15 protein-coding genes are annotated in these 19,806 nt (G+C 71.3%); 3 read left to right on the top strand and 12 right to left on the bottom strand.

Features of this window, described 5'->3' with window-relative positions:
* The first annotated feature begins 178 nt into the window (after nt 1-178).
* A complete protein-coding gene (locus QLQ12_RS38725) occupies nt 179-1,072 on the top strand; it encodes an HdeD family acid-resistance protein (RefSeq protein ID WP_282765930.1) in 894 nt (297 codons plus the stop codon).
* A 77-nt stretch (nt 1,073-1,149) separates the two neighbouring features.
* On the opposite strand, the gene QLQ12_RS38720 is transcribed toward QLQ12_RS38725, so the two are convergent.
* From QLQ12_RS38720 to gltB, 4 genes are all read right to left on the bottom strand, one after another.
* Complete coding sequence (locus tag QLQ12_RS38720) at nt 1,150-2,019, bottom strand: acyl-CoA thioesterase (RefSeq protein WP_282765929.1); 870 nt, start codon at nt 2,017-2,019, stop codon at nt 1,150-1,152.
* 2 nt (nt 2,020-2,021) lie between these two features.
* Nucleotides 2,022-3,458, bottom strand: coding sequence for a pyruvate kinase (gene pyk / locus QLQ12_RS38715; RefSeq protein WP_282765928.1), 1,437 nt, complete (start codon nt 3,456-3,458; stop codon nt 2,022-2,024).
* Nucleotides 3,459-3,969: 511 nt separating this feature from the next.
* Nucleotides 3,970-5,442 (bottom strand): glutamate synthase subunit beta, encoded by a 1,473-nt coding sequence (locus QLQ12_RS38710; protein WP_282765927.1) that lies wholly within the window; start codon nt 5,440-5,442, stop codon nt 3,970-3,972.
* Nucleotides 5,435-10,006 (bottom strand): glutamate synthase large subunit, encoded by a 4,572-nt coding sequence (gltB, locus tag QLQ12_RS38705; RefSeq protein ID WP_282765926.1) that lies wholly within the window; start codon nt 10,004-10,006, stop codon nt 5,435-5,437. Before gltB ends, QLQ12_RS38710 begins: the two co-directional genes overlap by 8 nt.
* Nucleotides 10,007-10,179: 173 nt before the next feature.
* Here gltB and QLQ12_RS38700 point away from each other — a divergent pair, with 173 nt between their 5' ends.
* A complete protein-coding gene (locus QLQ12_RS38700) occupies nt 10,180-11,052 on the top strand; it encodes a GNAT family N-acetyltransferase (RefSeq protein ID WP_282765925.1) in 873 nt (290 codons plus the stop codon).
* 419 nt (nt 11,053-11,471) lie between these two features.
* Here QLQ12_RS38700 and QLQ12_RS38695 read toward each other — a convergent pair whose 3' ends face one another.
* The 5 genes from QLQ12_RS38695 to trpC form a co-directional block, all read right to left on the bottom strand.
* On the bottom strand, nt 11,472-12,659 hold the full coding sequence (locus QLQ12_RS38695) for an FAD-dependent oxidoreductase (RefSeq protein ID WP_282765924.1): 1,188 nt from the start codon (nt 12,657-12,659) through the stop codon (nt 11,472-11,474).
* A gap of 14 nt (nt 12,660-12,673) precedes the next feature.
* Complete coding sequence (lgt, locus tag QLQ12_RS38690) at nt 12,674-13,762, bottom strand: prolipoprotein diacylglyceryl transferase (RefSeq protein WP_282765923.1); 1,089 nt, start codon at nt 13,760-13,762, stop codon at nt 12,674-12,676.
* Between the two features lie 89 nt (nt 13,763-13,851).
* Entirely contained in the window at nt 13,852-14,652 is an 801-nt protein-coding gene (gene trpA, locus QLQ12_RS38685; RefSeq protein ID WP_282765921.1) for a tryptophan synthase subunit alpha, read from the bottom strand.
* Nucleotides 14,649-15,890 carry a tryptophan synthase subunit beta gene (gene trpB, locus QLQ12_RS38680; protein WP_282765920.1) on the bottom strand — a complete coding sequence of 414 codons (1,242 nt, stop codon included), beginning with the start codon at nt 15,888-15,890 and terminating at the stop codon, nt 14,649-14,651. The genes trpA and trpB overlap by 4 nt, the downstream gene beginning before the upstream one ends.
* Entirely contained in the window at nt 15,887-16,678 is a 792-nt protein-coding gene (trpC, locus tag QLQ12_RS38675; RefSeq protein ID WP_282765963.1) for an indole-3-glycerol phosphate synthase TrpC, read from the bottom strand. The genes trpB and trpC overlap by 4 nt, the downstream gene beginning before the upstream one ends.
* Before the next feature lie 400 nt (nt 16,679-17,078).
* Between trpC and QLQ12_RS38670 the strand changes: the two genes are divergently transcribed.
* A complete protein-coding gene (locus QLQ12_RS38670; RefSeq protein ID WP_282765919.1) occupies nt 17,079-17,360 on the top strand; it encodes a hypothetical protein in 282 nt (93 codons plus the stop codon).
* A gap of 5 nt (nt 17,361-17,365) precedes the next feature.
* Here the strand turns inward: QLQ12_RS38670 and QLQ12_RS38665 are convergent, their stop codons facing one another.
* The 3 genes from QLQ12_RS38665 to hisI are packed head-to-tail and all read right to left on the bottom strand — an operon-like array spanning nt 17,366 to nt 19,790.
* On the bottom strand, nt 17,366-17,899 hold the full coding sequence (locus QLQ12_RS38665) for a Trp biosynthesis-associated membrane protein (protein WP_282765918.1): 534 nt from the start codon (nt 17,897-17,899) through the stop codon (nt 17,366-17,368).
* Nucleotides 17,900-17,925: 26 nt separating this feature from the next.
* Nucleotides 17,926-19,428, bottom strand: coding sequence for an anthranilate synthase component I (locus tag QLQ12_RS38660; protein WP_282765917.1), 1,503 nt, complete (start codon nt 19,426-19,428; stop codon nt 17,926-17,928).
* Nucleotides 19,425-19,790, bottom strand: coding sequence for a phosphoribosyl-AMP cyclohydrolase (hisI, locus tag QLQ12_RS38655; protein ID WP_282765916.1), 366 nt, complete (start codon nt 19,788-19,790; stop codon nt 19,425-19,427). The genes QLQ12_RS38660 and hisI overlap by 4 nt, the downstream gene beginning before the upstream one ends.
* Between the last annotated feature and the right edge of the window lie 16 nt (nt 19,791-19,806).

Here is a 19,806-nt window from a genome sequence, read left to right as displayed (position 1 = left end):
CGTGATCTCTGAATCCGGCTTCCCATTACCGGACAATCAAACACACGCCGATGACCGGCGGGTTACCGAGTGAAAAGGCTTCGGTAAAGGAACTCCGGCACCGGCAATCTGAGCGAACGCCGGGCCCGGGCCAGCCCAGGGTGCTGTCATGGCAGGGACAGCATCAGCGGGAGGCCTCATGTTGTGGTCCGGTACTTCGCCCTCGACCGTCGCACGCGGGGGCATGTGGGGCTTCCTGCTGTTCTCGGGGGCGGCGTGGCTGACCATCGCCTGGGCGGTGCTGCGGCTGGAACCGGCCGACGTCTCCGCGGTGGCGGGGCCGGTCGTGCTCTTCGGAGCGGTCTGCGAACTGCTGCGCGCCTTCGCCGGAACCCGGACCTGGTGGCTGAACGCCGGCCTGGCCGCGCTGTTCACCGCCACCGGGGTCCTGCTGCTGACCGACCAGGACTCGTCGTTCACCACGCCGGCCGCGCTGATCGGCTGGTATCTGATGGTGCGCGGCGCCGTCGACGTCGCGGTCGGCATCATGACCCGGGGAGCGGACCGCACCTGGAGCCTGCTGGTGACGGTCGGCGTGCTGGAGACCGCGCTCGGATTCTTCTCGGCCAGCCCGTTCTCCCGGGCGGCGGACCTGGTGCTGGTGGTGCTCGGCGCGCTCGGGGTGCTGCGTGCGGTGGCCGACCTGGTCACCGCGCTGCGGCTGCGTGAGGTCGCCGGCCCCCGCAAGGACGTGCTGGAACTACCGCCCGAGCGGGCCGCCGGGGTGGCCGGCTACACGGCCGGGATGACCGATTTCGAGAGCGCCCCGGCGAAGTCGAAGGCCCGGCACCGGGCCCGCCCCGGCGCCTCGGCCGACGCACCGGGCTCGCCGGCGGTCGTGGAGAGCTTCCACGACCATGTGGTGCGCACCACCGCGGACCTCGACGCGATGCTGGCCCAGGCCGGGATCACCGGTCCGCGAGCCGGCGCCGCCCCCGCCGAACCCCACCTGGACCTGCCGCCCGTGCCGGACACCCCGGAAGGCGTGGAAGCCGTGGCGGAACGGCCCGCCGGCGGAAGCGTGATCAGATGAGACGTCGTCCCCGGCCCCGCCGGCGGTGGATCTGTCGTCCGGCCGGTCGCCAGGCCGGGATCCGCGCCGGCGGGGTCTCAGCCACCGATCCGGCGGAGCAGACCCTCCTGCACGGCGCTGGCGATGTGGCGGCCGTCACGCGTGAACATGCGCCCGCTGGCGAGCCCGCGGGATCCGCTCGCGGACGGGCTGGTGCTGTCGTAGAGGAACCACTCGTCGGCCCGGAACGGCCGGTGGAACCAGAGAGCGTGGTCGAGGCTCGCCCCGATGACACCGCCGGGACCCCACACCTCGCCGTGGGTGGAGAGCACCGCGTCGAGCAGTGACATGTCGGAGGCGTAGGTCAGCGCGCAGGCGTGGATCAGCGGATCGTCGGGCAGTTTCCCGTCCAGACGCATCCACACCCGCTGCTGGGGCTCGATGCCACGGTCACCCGGTGGAACCCAGCCGGGCACACCCACGTAACGGACGTCCACCGATCGCGGTGAGGCCTTGAACATGGCCGCGCGATCGGGATATTTCTCCACCCAGTGCAGCATGGTGGGGACGTCCTCCGGGGCGGGAACGCCGGTCGGCGGCGGGGTGTGGTGGTCCAGACCCTCCTCGGGCACCTGGAACGACGCCGACATGAAGAAGATGGTCTTGCCGTGCTGCTTGGCCGTGGACCGGCGGACCGAGAACGAGCGCCCGTCCCGGATCAGCTCGACATGGAACGTGATCGGCTCCGTCGGATCGCCCGGCCGCACGAAATAGCCGTGCAGCGAGTGCACGTGCCGGGACGGGTCGACGGTGCGGCCGGCGGCGACCAGCGCCTGCCCGGCGACCTGGCCGCCGAACACGCGCTGGGCTCCGGTCTGCGGGCTCTCGCCCCGGAAGGTGGCCGCGTCGACCTGCTCCAGATCGAGGAGATCGAGAAGCTGGTCGACGGCGGCCTGTCCGTGCAGCAAGGTCACACCGTCGCCGGGTCGACCAGCGAGCCGAGCTGGTGCACCCGCAGGGTGTTGGTCGAGCCGGGGGCGTTCGGCGGGGAGCCGGCCACGACGACCACGTAGTCGCCGGGCTTGGCCAGGCCGAGACCCAGCATCTTCGCGTCGACCTGCCGGAACATGTCGTCGGTGTGCTCGACGAAATCGGTCAGGAAGGTCTCGACACCCCAGCTCAGGGCGAGGGTGTTGCGCACCTCGGAGACCGGGGTGAAGGCGTAGAGCGGCAGGTCGCAGTGCAGCCGGGCGAGACGCTTGACGGTGTCGCCGGTCTGCGAGAACGCGACCAGCGCCTTGGCGCCGATGTTGCGCGCGATCTGCGAGGCCGCGACGGTGAGCGCACCACCGTGGGTGCGCGGGTCGTGCTGCAGCCGCGGGACGCCCATGCCACCGGACTCGGTGGTGGTGACGATCTTCGCCATGGTGCTGACGGTCAGGACCGGGTACTTACCGACGGAGGTCTCGCCGGAGAGCATCACCGCGTCGGTGCCGTCGAGCACGGCGTTCGCCACGTCGGAGGCCTCGGCGCGGGTCGGCCGCGAGTTCTCGATCATCGAGTCGAGCATCTGGGTCGCGACGATGACCGGTTTCGCGTTCTCCCGGCAGAGCTGCACGGCACGCTTCTGCACCAGCGGAACCTGATCGAGCGGCAGCTCGACGCCGAGGTCACCGCGGGCGACCATGACGCCGTCGAAGGCCAGCACGATCGCTTCGAGGTGCTCGACCGCCTCGGGCTTCTCCACCTTGGCGATGACCGGGACCCGGCGGCCCTCCTCGTCCATGATCTTGTGGACGAGGTTGATGTCCTCGGGGGCGCGGACGAACGACAGCGCGACCAGGTCGACGCCGAGTTTCAGCGCGAAACGCAGGTCTTCCTCGTCCTTGTCGCTGAGCGCCGGGACGCTGACCGCGACGTTGGGCAGCGAGACACCCTTGTTGTTGCTGACCGGCCCACCCTCGGTGACGAGGCAGTGGATGTCCTCGCCGTCCACCTCGGTGACCTCGATCGCGACCTTGCCGTCGTCGATCAGGAGGCGGTCACCGACCTTGACCTCGTGCGGCAGCTTCTTGTAGGTGCAGGAGACCCGCTCCTTGGTGCCGACGATCTCCTCGCTGGTGATGACGACACGGTCGCCGGTCTCCCAGCGGTGCGGGCCGTCGGCGAACTTGCCGAGCCGGATCTTCGGGCCCTGCAGGTCGGCCAGGATGGCGACCGGACGATCGGCCTGCTCAGCGGCGGCACGAACCAGCTCGTACACCTCCCGGTGACTCTCCCGGGAGTCGTGGCTGAAGTTCATCCGGGCCACGTTCATGCCCGCTTCCACCAGCCCGAGCATGCGCTCGGGTGACTTGGTGGCGGGGCCCATCGTGCAGACGATCTTTACGCGGCGTGTCACGGCCATCAGGCTAGTCCTTCTCCTGGGGCGGCCCGGCGGCCGACCCCGCTCATCGGCATGAACTGCGGGTGTCGACGGCGAGGTCAACCCGCTGCGGAGGCGGGGTGCGCTGCGTCGTCCGCGGGCTTCAGCGACCGCCGGTTCAGCTTATCGGTCGGCTGCGGGTAGTCGTCGGCACATGCCCAACCCCATCTTCTCGTACGATCCACGTGCGCCCCTACCAGCGAAAAAGGCATCCCAGACAACGATCACTCTCGATGAGTCCACCCGCCGGCGGCCCCGGCGTAGGCGGCGCCCGCGGCACGGGCCGGGAACGGCGCGGGCGCAGGCGGGGTTCCGCGCATTCCGCTATCGCCCGCACCGGAGCTGCCGACGCCGCACAGCCGATCGACGAGCGCCATTGCCGCGACGGCCCCGAAAGGGCTTAACGTCCGTTTTTGTGGCGCCCGTTTCCCGGCCCGGACAACGCACGAGGCCCGCCACCGGAAAGGTGACGGGCCTCGCGGGAACGAACGAATCAGACCGACAGCGGCTGCGAGTCCGAACGGACCGGCGCGGGCAGTTCGCCGGCCGCGCCCAGATAGTTGTGGATGGCGGCCGCGGCGGCCCGGCCCTCGGCGATCGCCCAGACGATCAGGGACGCGCCCTTGTGCATGTCGCCCGCGACGAACACCCCCTCGGCGGAGGTCTGCCAGGACCCGTCGGCGTCCAGCACGTTGCGCCGGTTGCGGGACAGCCCGAACTGGGCGAGCAGCGGCTGGTCCTCCGTACCCTCGAATCCGATCGCGAGAAGGACCAGGTCGGCGGGCAGATCGCGCTCCGAACCGGGAGCGACGACCACCGTGCGCACCCCGTCGACGCGCTGCACCGAGACGTCGGCGATGCGCACCGCGACGAGGTTGCCGTTCCCGTCGCCGACGAACTCCCGCACGGCCACGCCGAAGACGCGGTCGCCGCCCTCCTCGTGCGCGGCGTAGTTGCGCAGGATCAGCGGCCACGTCGGCCACGGGTCCTTGACGCCGCCACGCACGTCGGGAGGCAGGGGGTACTGGTCGAGCTGGGTGACCGAGGCGGCGCCCTGACGGTGCGCGACGCCGAGGCAGTCGGCGCCGGTGTCGCCGCCGCCGATGATGATGACGTGCTTGCCGTGCGCGTCGATCGGGGTGGTGTCCTGCAGGCCCGCGACGATCCGGTTGGCCGGGACCAGGTGCTCCATGGCCAGGTGCACACCGTTGAGGTCACGGCCCGGCGTCTCCGGGGTGTCCCGGCCGGCCAGGGCGCCGGCGGCGAGCAGCACCGCGTCGTAACGGTCGCGCAGGTCGTCGGCGGTGATGTCGGAGCCGACGTCCACACCGGTCTGGAACTCGACGCCCTCGGCGGACATCTGGGCCAGACGGGCGTCGATGACGTGCTTCTCGATCTTGAAGTCGGGGATGCCGTAGCGCAGCAGGCCACCGATCCGGTCATCGCGCTCGTAGACGGTGACCGCGTGCCCGGCCCGCGCCAGCTGCTGCGCGGCGGCCAGCCCGGCCGGGCCGGACCCCACCACCGCGACCGACTTGCCGGACGCCACCGGCGCCGGCTGGGGCTTGACGAAGCCCAGGTCGAAGGCGTGGTTGGCGATCTCCACCTCGACCTGCTTGATCGTCACCGGGTCGTCGCCGATGCCGAGCACGCAGGCCGCCTCACACGGCGCCGGGCACAGCCGCCCGGTGAACTCCGGGAAGTTGTTGGTGGCGTGCAGCGAATCGGCCGCCGACTCCCACTGCCCGGTCCGGACCAGGTCGTTCCAGTCCGGGATGCGGTTGCCCAACGGGCAGCCGTCGTGACAGAACGGGATGCCACAGTCCATGCAGCGGGTCGCCTGGTCGCGGATGAGCTCCTCACCCGCGGGCGGGTAGACCTCTTTGTAGTCCAGGATGCGCACCGGCACCGGCCGGCGCTTCGGCAGCTGCCGTCCGTAGCGGAGGAAACCGTTCGGATCAGGCACTGGTAACCCCCATGACCGCCTCGTCAACGTTGCGACCGGCGGCTTCGGCGGTCTTGATCAGTTCCATGACGCGCTTGTAGTCGCGCGGCACCACCGCGGTGAACTGCTCGACCGCGGTGGACCAGTCCTTGAGCAGGCGCCCGGCGACGGCCGAGTCGGTCTCGGCGTGGTGCTTCTCGACCAGCGAGCGCAGCACGTCGCGCTCGTCGTCGGTGAGCGGGGCCAGGTCCACCAGCTCGGCGTTGACCAGGTTCTGGTCGAGGTCGAGCACGAACGCCTTGCCGCCGCTCATGCCGGCCGCGAAGTTGCGGCCGGTGGGGCCGAGCACCACCACGATGCCGCCGGTCATGTACTCGCAGCCGTGGTCACCGACGCCCTCGACGACGGTCGAGGCACCCGAGTTGCGGACCGCGAACCGCTCGCCGACCCGGCCGCGCAGGAAGACCTCGCCGCCGGTGGCGCCGTACAGGATGGTGTTGCCGGCGATGGTGTTCTCCTCCGCCGTGAACGCCGCGTCCTCGGCGGGGCGCACGATCACGCGTCCGCCGGACAGGCCCTTGGCGACGTAGTCGTTCGTGTCGCCGATGAGCCGCAGGGTGACGCCGCGCGGCAGGAAGGCGCCGAAGGACTGGCCGCCGGTGCCGCGCAGGGTGAAGGAGATGGTGTCGTCGGGCAGGCCGTTGCCGCCGTACCGCCGGCTGACCTCGCCGCCCAGCATCGCGCCGACGCTGCGCTGGTCGTTGCGGGTGGGCAGCTCGGCGCGGACCGGCAGGCCGTCGGTCAGGGCCGGCTGGGCCAGCTCGATCAGCTGGTTGTCCAGGGCCAGTTCGAGGCCGTGGTCCTGGGCGACGATGCCCCGGCGGGCCGCGCCCTCGGGCAGCTCGGGCACGTAGAGGACCGGGGCCAGGTCGAGGCCCTTGGCCTTCCAGTGGTCGACGGCCTTGACCACGTTGAGCACCTCGGCGTGACCGATGGCCTCGTCGATGGTGCGGAAGCCCAGCTCGGCGAGGATCTCGCGGACCTCTTCGGCGAGGAACATGAAGAAGTTCTCGACGAACTCCGGCTTGCCGGTGAAGCGCTCGCGCAGCACCGGGTTCTGCGTGGCGATGCCGACCGGGCAGGTGTCCAGGTGGCAGACCCGCATCATGATGCAGCCGGAGACGATCAGCGGAGCCGTCGCGAACCCGAACTCCTCGGCGCCCAGCAGGGCAGCGATGACCACGTCGCGGCCGGTCTTGAGCTGGCCGTCGACCTGCACGGTGACCCGGTCGCGGAGCTTGTTGAGCAGCAGCGTCTGCTGCGCCTCGGCCAGACCCAGCTCCCACGGGGTGCCCGCGTGCTTCAGCGAGTTCAGCGGCGAGGCGCCGGTGCCGCCGTCGTGACCGGAGATCAGGATGACGTCGGCCTTGAGCTTGGCCACGCCGGCCGCCACGGTGCCGACGCCGATCTCGCTGACCAGCTTGACGTGCACCCGGGACCGCGGGTTGACCATCTTGAGGTCGTGGACCAGCTGGGCCAGGTCCTCGATGGAGTAGATGTCGTGGTGCGGCGGCGGCGAGATGAGGCCGACGCCCGGGGTGGCGTGCCGGGTCTTGGCGATCCACGGCCACACCTTGTTGCCGGGCAGCTGGCCGCCCTCGCCGGGCTTCGCGCCCTGCGCCATCTTGATCTGCAGGTCGTCGGCGTTCACCAGGTACTCGCTGGTCACGCCGAACCGGCCGGAGGCAATCTGCTTGATCGCCGAACGGCGCTCCGGGTCGTAGAGCCGCTCGACGTCCTCGCCGCCCTCGCCGGTGTTCGACTTGGCGCCGAGCCGGTTCATGGCGATGGCCAGCGTCTCGTGCGACTCGGCGGAGATGGAGCCGTAGCTCATCGCGCCGGTGGAGAACCGCTTGACGATCTCGGAGGCCGGCTCGACCTCGCTGATGTCGATCGCCGGGCGGTCGGACTCGAAGCGGAACAGGCCGCGCAGGTGGCCCGCCTCGGCCGACAGCTCGTTGACCTTGTCGGTGTAGCGGCGGAAGACGTCGTACTGCTTGCTGCGGGTGGCGTGCTGGAGCAGGAAGACCGTCTCCGGGTTGAACAGGTGCAGCTCACCCTCGCGGCGCCACTGGTACTCACCGCCGACCTCGAGACGACGGTGCGTCCGCTCGGCCTTGTTCGCCGGGTACGCCTTCTCGTGCCGCGCCTTGACCTCGGCGTGGATCCCGGCGAGACCGACACCGCCGATCCGGCCGGAGGTACCGGCGAAGTAGCGCTGAAGAAGCTTGTTGTCCAGACCGACGGCCTCGAACACCTGGGCGCCGCAGTACGACGACACGGTCGAGATGCCCATCTTGGACATGATCTTCAGGACGCCCTTGCCGAGCGCCTTGACGTAGTTGCGGACCGCCTTGCGCGGCTCGACGCCGACCAGCGCGCCGGTGGCGATCAGGTCGTCCACGCTCTCGAACGCGAGGTACGGGTTGACCGCCGCCGCGCCGTAGCCGATCAGCACCGCCGCGTGGTGCACCTCGCGGCAGTCACCGGACTCGACGACCAGCGCCACCTGGGTCCGGGTCTGCTCGCGGACCAGGTGCTGGTGCACCGCGGCGGTGAGCAGCAGCGACGGGATCGGCGCCAGGTCGGCGTTGGAGTCGCGATCGGACAGCACGAGGATGCGCACGCCGTCCTCGATAGCCTCGGACACGTGCCGGCAGATCTGGGTGAGCCGGGCCTTGATGCCGGCCGCGCCGTCCCGCAGCGGGTAGAGCCCGGAGACCCGGACCGCCTTGAAGCCGGGCAGGTCGCCGTCCTCGTCGATCGAGAGGATCTTGGCGAGTTCGTCGTTGTCGATCACCGGGTACGGCAGGACGATCTGCCGGCAGCTGGCCGGGCCCGGCTTGAGCAGGTTGCCCTCGGGGCCGATGGTGGCGCCGAGGCTGGTCACCATCTCTTCCCGGATGGCGTCCAGCGGCGGGTTGGTGACCTGTGCGAACAGCTGGTGGAAGTAGTCGAACATCAGCCGCGGCCGGGTGGACAGCGGCGAGATCGGGGTGTCGGTGCCCATCGAGCCGAGCGGCTCCGCGCCGGTCCGCGCCATCGGCGCCACCAGGATCTTCAGTTCCTCTTCGGAGTAACCGAAGACCTGCTGGCGGCGCAGCACCGAGTCGTGGGTGTAGATGACGTGCTCGCGAGCGGGCAGGTCGTTCAGCTCGATCAGGCCGGCGTGCAGCCAGTCCGCGTACGGCTCGGCGGCGGCAAGGTCGGCCTTGATCTCGTCGTCGTGCACGATGCGGCCGGCCGCGGTGTCGACCAGGAACATCTTGCCGGGACGCAGACGGCCCTTGGCGACGACCTGGGACGGCTCGAAGTCGATGATGCCGGCCTCGGAGCCGAGCACCACGAGCCCGTCGGCGGTGTGCCACCAACGACCGGGACGCAGGCCGTTACGGTCCAGCACGGCGCCGATGATCGTGCCGTCGGTGAACGCGACAGCGGCCGGGCCGTCCCACGGCTCCATCATGCTGGCGTGGAACTTGTAGAAGGCGCGGCGGGCCGGGTCCATCCCCGGGTCGTTCTCCCACGCCTCGGGAATCATCATCAGCACGGCGTGCGGCAGGCTGCGACCGGCCAGGTGCAGCAGTTCCAGCACCTCGTCGAAGCTGGCCGAGTCGGACGCCTCCGGCGAGTTGATCGGGAACAGCCGCTTGATGTTGCCGGGGATGTTCGGCGACGCCAGCAGCGCCTCGCGGGCGGCCATCCAGTTCTTGTTGCCGCGGATCGTGTTGATCTCACCGTTGTGCGCGATCAGCCGGTACGGGTGGGCCAGCGGCCACGACGGGAAGGTGTTCGTCGAGAACCGGGAGTGCACCAGGGCGATGGCGCTGGAGACACGCTCGTCGATCAGGTCCGGGAAGAACGCCGGAAGCTGTTCGGGAGTGAGCATGCCCTTGTAGGTGATGGTCCGCGAGGACAGCGAGGGGAAGTACGCCGCGACGCCGCGCTGCGAGGTCTCCCGCTCGGCCTGCTTGCGGATGCAGAACGCCACCCGGTCCAGTTCGAGGCCGGAGAGCTGCTCGCCGGCCGGGCCGGCGGGCGCGTCGACGAGCCGGTGCGCGGCCAGGAAGACCTGGCGGATCGCGGGGCGGGCGTCCTCGGCGGTGGCGCCCAGGTCGGCCGGGTCGACCGGCACGTCGCGCCAGCCGAGCACCTCGCCGCCCTCGACGAGCACGTACTTCTCGAACACGTTGATCGCACGGGCCGCATCGTCGGGGTCCGTGGGCAGGAAGACGAGACCGGTCGCGTACGCACCGGCGGGCGGCAGCTCGAAGCCGGCCACAGCGCGGTAGTACTCGTCCGGAACCTGAATCATGATGCCGGCGCCGTCACCGGTGTTCTGCTCGGCGCCACGTGCGCCGCGGTGATCGAGCCGGATCAGCGCGGAAAGACCCTTGGCCACCACATCGTGGGAGCGACGGCCGTGAATGTCGGCAACGAATGCGACACCACAGGCGTCTCGCTCCGACTGAGGGTCGTAAAGCCCCTGGGGGTGCGGATATGCCACCGGGCCTCCTGTCGTCACTGGTGTTTCATTCTGAGGTCGGGACGACGTCGGCCCTGCAAAGTCTCTTGAGTCTACGTTAAGAGCCACTGACCTCCGCCAGATGCGGATTGATCACACCTCGCACCGTTCACGCACTGGTACGCGGACGAACTGAATAGCACAGCAGGTGCGCCGACCGGTAGTCTCGCGCGATGGCGCCAGCGGATTCCGGCCTCTTCGACCGACTAGAGCGGTTCTACGACGCTTTGCCCCGCCCCTGGGCGCGAATCGAGGAGATCGGGTCTCTCGTTCTCTTCATCCGCGAGGGAGAGGGCTGGCCTTACTATGCCCGCCCGAGACGCGGTTCGCACACCCCCTCCGCCGCCGACATCACCGCGGTTCGCGCCCGGCAACGCGAGCTCGGGCTCCCCGAGACCTTCGAGTGGGTTCACGAGACGACGCCCGACCTGCTGGCGGTCGCCAGGTCGGCCGGCCTCGACGTGCATCTCGCGCCGCTGCTCGTGCTGGACCCGGCGGCCCTCGTGCCGGACCTTCCGCTGCGCGACGCGACCATCCGGTTCCTGGACCCGGCCGACTCCTCGTTCCCGGTCGATCTGCGCGACTCCCGCACCGTGTCGCGGCTCGGTTTCGGCGCGCCGGCCCACCAGAAACCGATGGAAGCCGTGGAGAAGGCGCTGGTCATGGACGGTGCCGGGCCCGGTGAGCGAGACGCGGCCGAGCCGCTCGGCGCGGATGCGGTGCGGCGCGCGCGCGAGCTGAACGCCTCCGGCGACTACCTGACCGCGGTCGCCGAGTCGCCGTCCGAGGGCATCCTGGCCACCGCCACCAGCCAGCGTTCCGGTGACGTCGCCGAGGTCGTCGGGGTGGCGACGCTGCCGTCGGCACGCCGCCGCGGATATGCCTCGCAACTCACCGCCACGCTCGCCGGGCGGCTGCTGTCGAGCGGCGTCCACCTGGTGTTCCTGTCGGCGGGCGACGATGACGTGGCCCGGCTCTACACCCGGGTGGGCTTCCGCCGGGTGGGCACGGCCTGCATCGCCGAACCCGCCGCCGCGCCGCTGTAACGGCACCGTCAGCGATTCCTCACAGTTCCCACATGATGGTACACGGTAAGGGGCTGAACAATTTCCGCCCCTTACCGGCCGGTCCTCCTTCACTTGCCACCAAGCCGTATGAGGCGGGCCGGCGGCCCTTCCGAACGGGTGACCCAGATTGTGAGATCTTCCATTCCCATGCCTCCAGCGCCCGATCAGCGGGCCGAAAACAGCGTCGGACGCCGGCCCGAACAAGTTCTGCCAGGGACCGACGTCGTGTCAGCGGTCCGGAAAACGGCGCCGAGCGGTGAGTGGGCAGCAGCCCGGCGGTCGCTCCGGGGCCGTCCCCCTCCGCCGCCTCGCGCGGGAGCCACGGCAGCGGGTGGCTGCGGTGGTGCGAGTCTCCGGGCGTACCGGAAAAGGGTCGTGAGAGTGAGCGGACAGCCCCGTCAGTCCGGCGGGGTCCAATCGGGGACCGGGCCCAGGCTCCGGCCGAGCATGCGCGGGCGCATGTGGTTGAGAGCCGCGTCGCGGGCGCGGAGCGCGAGCCGGCCGCGAGCCTGGACCACCGCGGACATCCGCCGGTTCTGGCGGACCACGGTGGTGGTGCGCGGGCGGCGCAGGCGGTTGTAGGACTCGACAGCGGTGTTCAGGGCGGCGCCCGGCGGCGTCCCGGCGACCACGGACCGCAGCGTGGCGGCGTCCTCGAAGGCCAGGCAGGCGCCCTGGCCGAGATGGTGCGGCATGGCGTGGGCGGCATCGCCGATCAGCACCACACCACCGGGACCGGACGGGAAGGCGTAGGAGCGCGGAAGCGGGCGCAGCTCGCGGACGCCCTGCGGGACCAGGTCCTCGGGGCGGGTGGCGTCGAGAAGCGCACCGACCGGGTCGTGCCAGCCGGCGAACCAGCGGCGGAGCAGGGCGAGCTGGGTGGCGGCCGCCTCGGGGCGGGCGGCGCCGGCGGCGGTCGCCACCCAATAGACGCCGCCCCGGCCGGCGGCGTGGTCGCCCAGCGGCATCGCGACGAAGCGGTAACCCACGCCGAGCGTCTCGCCGCCGAGGCAGCGGCCGCCATCCAGGCTCGGCACCCGGAAACCGGGGATGACGGCCTGCCAGGCGGCGAAGCCCGAACTGACCGGCGCCGACTCGGGAGCGACCGCGGCACGGACCCGGCTGTCGATGCCGTCCGCGCCGACCAGCAGGTCCGCCTCGATCGTCGTGCTGCCGTCGCTGACCGCGGGCCGCAACCGCGGGCCGGTGCGGATCGTGGTCACCTCGAAGCCGGTGCGGATCTCGGCGTCACCGAGACCGGTGACCAGGGCGTCGTAGACGTCCTCCAGGTGCGCGGCCGCCGGTGACGGCCCCGTGCCGGTGCGGGTGCGGGGCGCGACCAGCCATTGCCCGTCCGGCCGCCGGACACCGCCGTCGGGCAGCGGCGACGCGATCGCCAGCCAGCCGCCCTCCGGGTGCAGGGACTCCAGCGCGCGCAGGCCGTTGGGCCAGAGCACCACCGCGGTCGGTGGCGCGACGATCCGTTCGGCCCGTTCCAGGACGGTCACCCGCCAGCCGGACCGGGACAACGCGCCCGCGGCGGCCAGGCCGGCCATGCCCGCGCCCACCACCACGGCCGTACGCACGGCGGGTCCCGGTGTCAGTTCTCGTCGGAGGACGAGGGTTTCCCGGCCTCGCTCACCGTCGCGGAAACGGACTCGGGCTCACCGGCGGGCGGCAGGACGCCGGTCCGCTGGTATTCGAGGAACCGCTCCTCGGTGACGATCTGATAGGCCACCGGCGCCTTGCGGGCCGCCTTGTCGTCGCCCCCGGCCACGTCGACCTGCGAGACGTCGCTCGCGGCCGCACCGGACTCCTCGGACGGCTCGGGCGCGGTGTCCGGCGCGTCGATCGGCACCAGATAACCCCGCGGGCCCTTCACCACGACGAAGTAGATCGCGGCGCCCAGGAACACGACGATCGAGACGAAGACGTTGATCCGGATGCCGAAGAACTCGGTCGCCTCGTCGGTCCGCAGCGCCTCGATCCACACGCGGCCGGCGGTGTAGGCCATCACGTAGAGCGCGAACGCGCGACCGCGGCCGAACTTGAACTTCCGGTCCAGCAGCCAGACCAGGGCGGCCACGCCGACGTTCCAGACCGCCTCGTAGGCGAAGGCCGGATGGTAGAGGTCGGGCCGGGTCACCGGCTCGCCGTCGATCATCACCGCGTGGCCGGGGTTCGACGAGTCCATCTCGTGCACCTCGAGACCCCACGGCAGGGTGGTGACACTGCCGTAGAGCTCGTTGTTGAACCAGTTGCCGAACCGGCCGATCGCCTGCGCCAGCGGGAGCGCCGGGGCGAGCGAGTCGGCGAAGACGCTCAGCGGCAGACCGATCTGGCGCGACGCGATCCAGGCGCCGAGCGCGCCACCCGCGACGGCGCCCCAGATACCGAGGCCGCCCTCCCAGATGTAGAGGGCCCGGATCGGCTCACCGCCGGCGCCGAAGTAGTCCTGCGGCGAGGTGATCAGGTGATAGATCCGGGCGCCGACGATGCCGAACGGCACGGCCCAGACCACCATGTCCAGTGAGACCCACGGCGCCACCCCGCGGCGGCGCAACCGCTGCTCCGTGAGGAGCACCGCGACGACCATGCCGGCGATGATGCAGAGTGCGTAGGCGCGGATCGGGAACCCGAGCACATGCCACACCGACTCGGTGGGGCTGGGGATGGCGGCGATGTTCACGGGTGCACACGCTACCGCTGGGAAGCCAGTGTGTGATGCCCAGGGCACCGGCCAATTGACCGCACCGGCCGGTACCCCTCGGCGGTCTCTCAGCGCGGTGTGCGCACACCCTCGGCCAGCTCGGCGCTGAGCGCGCGGAGGTTGCCCAGGCCGGCGGCCCGGTCGGGGGCCTCCAGCACGCAGCGGATCAGCGCGCTGCCGACGATCACACCGTCGGCGAAAGCGGCCACCTCGGCGGCCTGCCGGCCGTTGCCGACGCCCAGGCCCACACCGACCGGCAGCTCCGGGTCGATCGCGCGGATCCGCGCGACCAGCTCGGGGGCCTGCGAGGACACACTCGTGCGCGCGCCGGTGACGCCCATCAGGGCGGTGGCGTAGACGAAGCCCCGGCAGTTCTCCAGGGTCATCCGGATCCGCTCGTCGGTGGAGCTCGGCGCGAGGAGGAACGTCCGGTCGATCCGGTGCGCGTCGGACGCGGCGATCCACTCGGCCGCCTCGTCCGGGATCAGGTCCGGAGTGATCAGCCCGGTGGCCCCGGCCGCGGCCAGATCACGGGCGAACGCGTCGACGCCGTATTTCTCGATCGGGTTCCAGTAGGTCATCAGCACGACCGTGGCGCCCGCCGACGACACCGCGTCGATGATCTTCAGGGTGTCCTTGGTGCGGACACCGTTGGCCAGCGCGATGTCGCTCGCCTTCTGGATCACCGGGCCGTCCATCACCGGGTCCGAGTAGGGCAGCTCGACCTCGATGACGTCGCAGCCCGCCTCGTGCATGGCGATCATCTGCTCGATGCTGTGGTCGACCGTCGGGAAGCCGGCCGGCATGCAGCCGACCAGCACCGACCGGTTCTCCGCCTTCGCCTTGGCGAAGGTCTCGGCGATACTCACGTGTTCTCCCCCGGGACGACCTTCTCGACCTCGTCGAGGATGCCGAAGTAGGCGCCGGCGGTGTGCACGTCCTTGTCACCGCGCCCGGACAGGTTCACCACGATCGTCGGCGTCCGGCCGAGTTCCTCGCGCAGCCGGAGCGCGATCTTCGCGGCGCCGGCGAGAGCGTGCGCGCTCTCGATCGCCGGGATGATCCCCTCGGTACGGCAGAGCAGCGTGAACGCGGACATCGCCTCGGCGTCGGTGACCGGCTCGTAGACCGCCCGGCCGGTGTCGTGCAGCCAGGCGTGCTCCGGGCCGACGCCCGGGTAGTCCAGGCCCGCCGAGATCGAGTGCGACTCGATCGTCTGCCCGTCGTCGTCCTGAAGGAGATAGGTGCGGTTGCCGTGCAGCACACCCACCGAACCACCGGTGATCGACGCCGCGTGCCGGCCGGTCTCGACACCGTCGCCGCCGGCCTCGAAGCCGTACAGCCGCACGCCCTCGTCCGGCACGAACGCGTGGAAGATGCCGATCGCGTTGGACCCGCCGCCCACACACGCGGCCACCGCGTCGGGCAGCCGGCCGATCTGCTCCAGGCACTGCGCCCGCGCCTCGACCCCGATGCCGCCGACGAAGTCGCGGACCAGCTCCGGGAACGGGTGCGGCCCGGCCGCGGTGCCCAGCAGGTAGTGGGTGGTGTCGACGGTGGTGACCCAGTCGCGCAGCGCCTCGTTGAGGGCGTCCTTGAGGGTGCGGGACCCGTTCGTCACCGGGACGACCGTGGCGCCGAGCATCCGCATCCGTGCGACGTTCAGCGCCTGCCGCTCGGTGTCCATCTCGCCCATGTAGACCACGCACTCGAGGTCGAGCAGCGCCGCAGCCGTGGCGCTGGCGACACCGTGCTGGCCGGCGCCGGTCTCGGCGATCACCCGCGGCTTGCCCATCCGCTTGGCGAGCAGCGCCTGGCCCAGCACGTTGCGCACCTTGTGGGCGCCGGTGTGGTTCAGGTCCTCCCGCTTCAGCAGGATCTCCGCGCCGAGCTTCTCGGACAGCCGGGTCGCCCGGTAGAGCAGCGACGGCACGCCCGCGTAGTTCAGCAGCAGGTCCTGGAAGCGGGCCTGGAACTCCGGATCCCGCTTCGCCGACCGGTAGGCGGCGTCCAGCTCGTCCAGGGCCTTGATCAGCGCCTCGGGGACGAACCGGCCGCCGTACCTGCCGAAGTGCCCGGCCAGGTCCGGCAGAGCCGGCGCGCTCATCGAACCGGCCTCGGCGTCGCCGGGTGGTTCCCGGCGTTGACCAGCTCGGCCACCGCGTCACGCGGCGACTTCTGGGTCACCAGGCCCTCGCCGACCAGCACCGCGTCGGCACCGGCCGAGGCGTACCGGATCAGGTCGTGCGGGCCGCGCACGCCGGACTCGGCGATCTTCACGACGTTGTTCGGCAGGCCCGGCGCGATCCGCTCGAACACCGACCGGTCTACCTCCAGCGTGCGGAGGTCACGGGCGTTCACGCCGATGACCTTCGCGTTCGCCTCGAGGGCCCGGTCGGCCTCCTCCTCGTTGTGCACCTCGACGAGGGCCGTCATGCCCAGCGACTCGATGCGCTCCAGAAGGCCGACCAGAACGTTCTGCTCGAGGGCCGCCACGATCAGCAGCACCAGGTCGGCGCCGTGGGCGCGGGCCTCGTGCACCTGATAGCTGGAGACCACGAAGTCCTTACGCAGCACCGGGATCTTCACGGCGGCACGGACCGCGGCGAGATCGTCCAGTGAGCCGCCGAACCACCGGCCCTCGGTGAGCACACTGATGCAGCGGGCGCCGCCCGCCGCGTACTCGATGGCCAGCTCGGCCGGGTCGGGGATGTCGGCGATCGCGCCCTTCGACGGCGACGACCGCTTCACCTCGGCGATCACCGCCACCCCGGGCTTGCGCAACGCCGCGTACGCGTCGATCGCGGGCGGGGCCGCTGCCGCGAGCTCCCGCACCTTCTCCAGAGGCAACGCTGCCTGCCGCGCCGCCACGTCCTCACGGACGCCGGCGAGGATCTCCTCGAGAACGTTCTGCGAAGCCGCTGAGCGCGCGGGTCCGCCACTGCCCGCTTCCGCCTGATCGGATGTCACCGTAATGACTCCCCTCTCCGGGTGTCTTCGGCCTGATGCTAGGAGGTCACGGGGGGTGACGGCCTCCTGGGGGTATGGCGCGCCTCACGGAATGGACTGGGGCATAATGCCAGGCTGCCCGGCGCCGATGTCTGCTCGCTCACATCGAGCCATGCCCGGCAAGCCGTTGAACTGGGGCCCTTCCCCCGAACGGATGATGCCGCCCCACATTGACACGCACGTCACCGTGCGGAAATACGACTCCACCATCATGTGACTCGGGCAGACTTGTCCCGGCGTCGGAGTACGCCGTCAGCCAGCCGGACGATGATGCGGAGTCGACCCCATGGCCACTGATGTGACCCAGCAGATGAACTTCTTCGCCGTCTCACGAGCCCTCGTCTCCGTGGCGGCCGAGGTCGCCACCGGCGTCCAACGCGCCGTCGTCGGCCCGGCCAACGTGCGCACCGCGCGGGAGAACGCGTGGGACGCCATCCAGGCCGACCGGGCCCGCGCCCTCGCCCGGGCCGAGACCGCACGCGCGGTCGCCGCGATGATCGCCGGCAACGCCGCCGCCCGGCCCCGCCACGCCGTCGGCGTCAAGCCACTGACCGGCAGCCGGCGCTAAGCGGCTCAGCGGGCCGTCGGGTCGTCTCCACGGTCCAGGGCGTCCCAGAACTCCCTGGTCTCGGCGGACGTGGTGGTCCTCTCGACGGGAACGGCCGGGCGCCGTTCGTACCGGGAGGACATCGCCGCCCACAGGTGGCCGTGACGCGCGGCGAGCGCCCCACCCGCCGCCACCGCCGCGCCCCCGACGACGCAGGCCACCGGCCAGGCCGAGCCCGCGAGGCCGGCCGCGCCGGGGTCGAGGGCGGCGCGGGCCAGGATCGCGCCCACGACGACGCCCACCCCGGCCAGGACCAGCAGCACGCCCAGCAGGCGCCGCGCCAAGCCGCGGGTGGCCAGCAGCGCGCCCGTCCCGGCCAGCGCCATCACCGCCAGGCCGATCAGCCACGGCTGCGCGTCGGCGCCGGTCTGCTCGGTCCGCAGATCGGGCAGTCCGGGTCGCTGCTCGACCCGGACGGCCCAGACACGGGTCACCGCGTAAGCCGTCAGCCCCGCCCCGGCCAGGCAGGAGGCGACCGCGATCAGCCGGCCGCGACTCATCGGGCCGCGACTCATCGGGCCGCGACTCATCGGGCCGCGCGGAGGGTCTCCGCGGAGGCGATCGCGGCGAGGACGGCGGCGGCCTTGTTACGGGTCTCCTGCTCCTCGGCGGCCGGGTCGGAGTCGGCGACGATGCCCGCGCCCGCGCCCACGTAGGCGACACCGTCCTTGAGCAGCGCGGTCCGGATGGCGATCGCCATGTCCATGTCGCCGGCGAAGCCGAAGTATCCGACCGTTCCGCCGTACAGTCCGCGGCGGGTCGGTTCGAGTTCCTCGATGATCTCCATGGCGCGGACCTTGGGCGCGCCGGAGAGCGTGCCGGCCGGGAACGTCGCGGCGAGCGCGTCGAACGCGGTGCGGTCCTCGCGCAGCCTGCCGACCACTGTCGACACGATGTGCATGACGTGGCTGTACCGCTCGATCCGGGCGAATTCCGGCACCTCGACCGACCCGGGCTCGCAGACCCGGCCCAGATCGTTGCGGCCCAGGTCGACGAGCATGACGTGCTCGGAGCGCTCCTTCGGGTCGGCGAGCAGCTCGGCGGCTAGCGCGGCGTCCTGCTCCGGCGTGGCGCCACGCCAGCGGGTCCCGGCGATCGGGTGCAGCAGGGCGGTCCGGTTGGCGCTGACCTTGAGGTGCGCCTCCGGCGACGAGCCGACGATGTCGAAGTCGTCGAAGCGGAGCAGATACATGTACGGACTCGGGTTGGTGGCCCGCAGCACCCGGTAGACGTCCAGCGGGGCGGCGTCGGTGGGACGCTCGAACCGCTGCGCCACCACGATCTGGAAGCACTCGCCGGCCCGGATCGCCTCCTTGGCCTCCTCGACCGCCTTCTGGTACTCCCCCGCGAGAGTGCGGCTGACCGGGTCGCCGACCGGGCGCCGGTCCACGGTGGACACCATCGGCGGGGTGGGCCGCGACAGCGCGGTGGTCATCGCGTCGAGCCGGCCGACCGCCTGGTGGTACGCGGCGAGCCGGGCCGCGTCGCCGGCGCCCTCATCCATGATCGCGTTGGCGACCAGCAGGGCCGAGCCCTCGTGGTGGTCGAGCACCACCAGGTCGGTGGCGAGCATCATGCCCAGTTCGGGCAGGCGCAGGTCGTCGGCGGCGGTGGACGGCAGTTTCTCGAACCGGCGCACCAGGTCGTAGCCGAGGTAGCCGACCATGCCACCGGTCAGCGGGGGCAGCGTCTCGTCCAGCGCTCCGGTCAGGGCCGCCACCGTCTCCCGCAGCGCCGCCACCGGGTCGCCGCCGACCGGCACGCCGGTCGGGGGCGCGCCGAGCCACTCCGCCTCGCCGTCCCGCTCGACCAGCGTCGCCACGCTGCGCACCCCGATGAACGAGTAGCGCGACCAGGCCAGGCCCTGTTCCGCGGACTCGAGCAGGAACGTGCCCGGCCCACCGGCCAGTTTGGTGTAGACGCCGACCGGGGTCTCCCCGTCGGCCAGCAGCTTGCGCGTGACCGGCACGACCCGCTTGTCCGCCGCGAGGAAGCCCGCCTCGTCCGGGAAGGTGGCTCCGCTGGTCACTGGCCCTCCTTCAGGAGATCGTCGGTGAAGCAGGTGTGGGTGCCGTTGTGGCAGGCCGCGCCGGTCTGGTCCACGGTGACGAGCAGGGCGTCACCGTCGCAGTCCAGGGAGACCTTCCGGACGTGCTGGTGATGGCCGGAGGTCGCGCCCTTCACCCAGTACTCCCCGCGGCTGCGCGACCAGTACGTGGCCCGGCCGCTGGCCAGCGTGCGCCGCAGCGCCTCGTCGTCCATCCAGGCGAGCATCAGGACGTCGCCGGTGCCGTGCTCCTGCACGATCGCCGCGACGAGGCCGTCGGGCGTGCGCTTGAGGCGGCTGGCGATCGCCGGGTCCAGGGAAGTCTCAACATCGGGTACGGCCACGACTGGATTCTCCCCT

It is taken from the genome of Actinoplanes sandaracinus (assembly GCF_030009775.1).
Lineage (GTDB): Bacteria > Actinomycetota > Actinomycetes > Mycobacteriales > Micromonosporaceae > Actinoplanes > Actinoplanes sandaracinus.
The sequence above is the reverse complement of the archived record's forward strand: the minus strand, read 5'-3'. Positions and strand labels throughout refer to the sequence as shown.

Excerpts from the sequence above, each read along its gene's own strand:
- QLQ12_RS38725 (WP_282765930.1), top strand. The coding sequence starts at position 179 with ATGTTGTGGTCCGGTACTTCGCCCTCGACCGTCGCACGCGGGGGCATG.
- trpB (WP_282765920.1), bottom strand. The coding sequence starts at position 15,890 with ATGAGCGCGCCGGCTCTGCCGGACCTGGCCGGGCACTTCGGCAGGTAC.
- QLQ12_RS38665 (WP_282765918.1), bottom strand. The coding sequence starts at position 17,899 with ATGAGTCGCGGCCGGCTGATCGCGGTCGCCTCCTGCCTGGCCGGGGCG.
- pyk (WP_282765928.1), bottom strand. The coding sequence starts at position 3,458 with ATGGCCGTGACACGCCGCGTAAAGATCGTCTGCACGATGGGCCCCGCC.
- QLQ12_RS38700 (WP_282765925.1), top strand. The coding sequence starts at position 10,180 with ATGGCGCCAGCGGATTCCGGCCTCTTCGACCGACTAGAGCGGTTCTAC.
- QLQ12_RS38670 (WP_282765919.1), top strand. The coding sequence starts at position 17,079 with ATGGCCACTGATGTGACCCAGCAGATGAACTTCTTCGCCGTCTCACGA.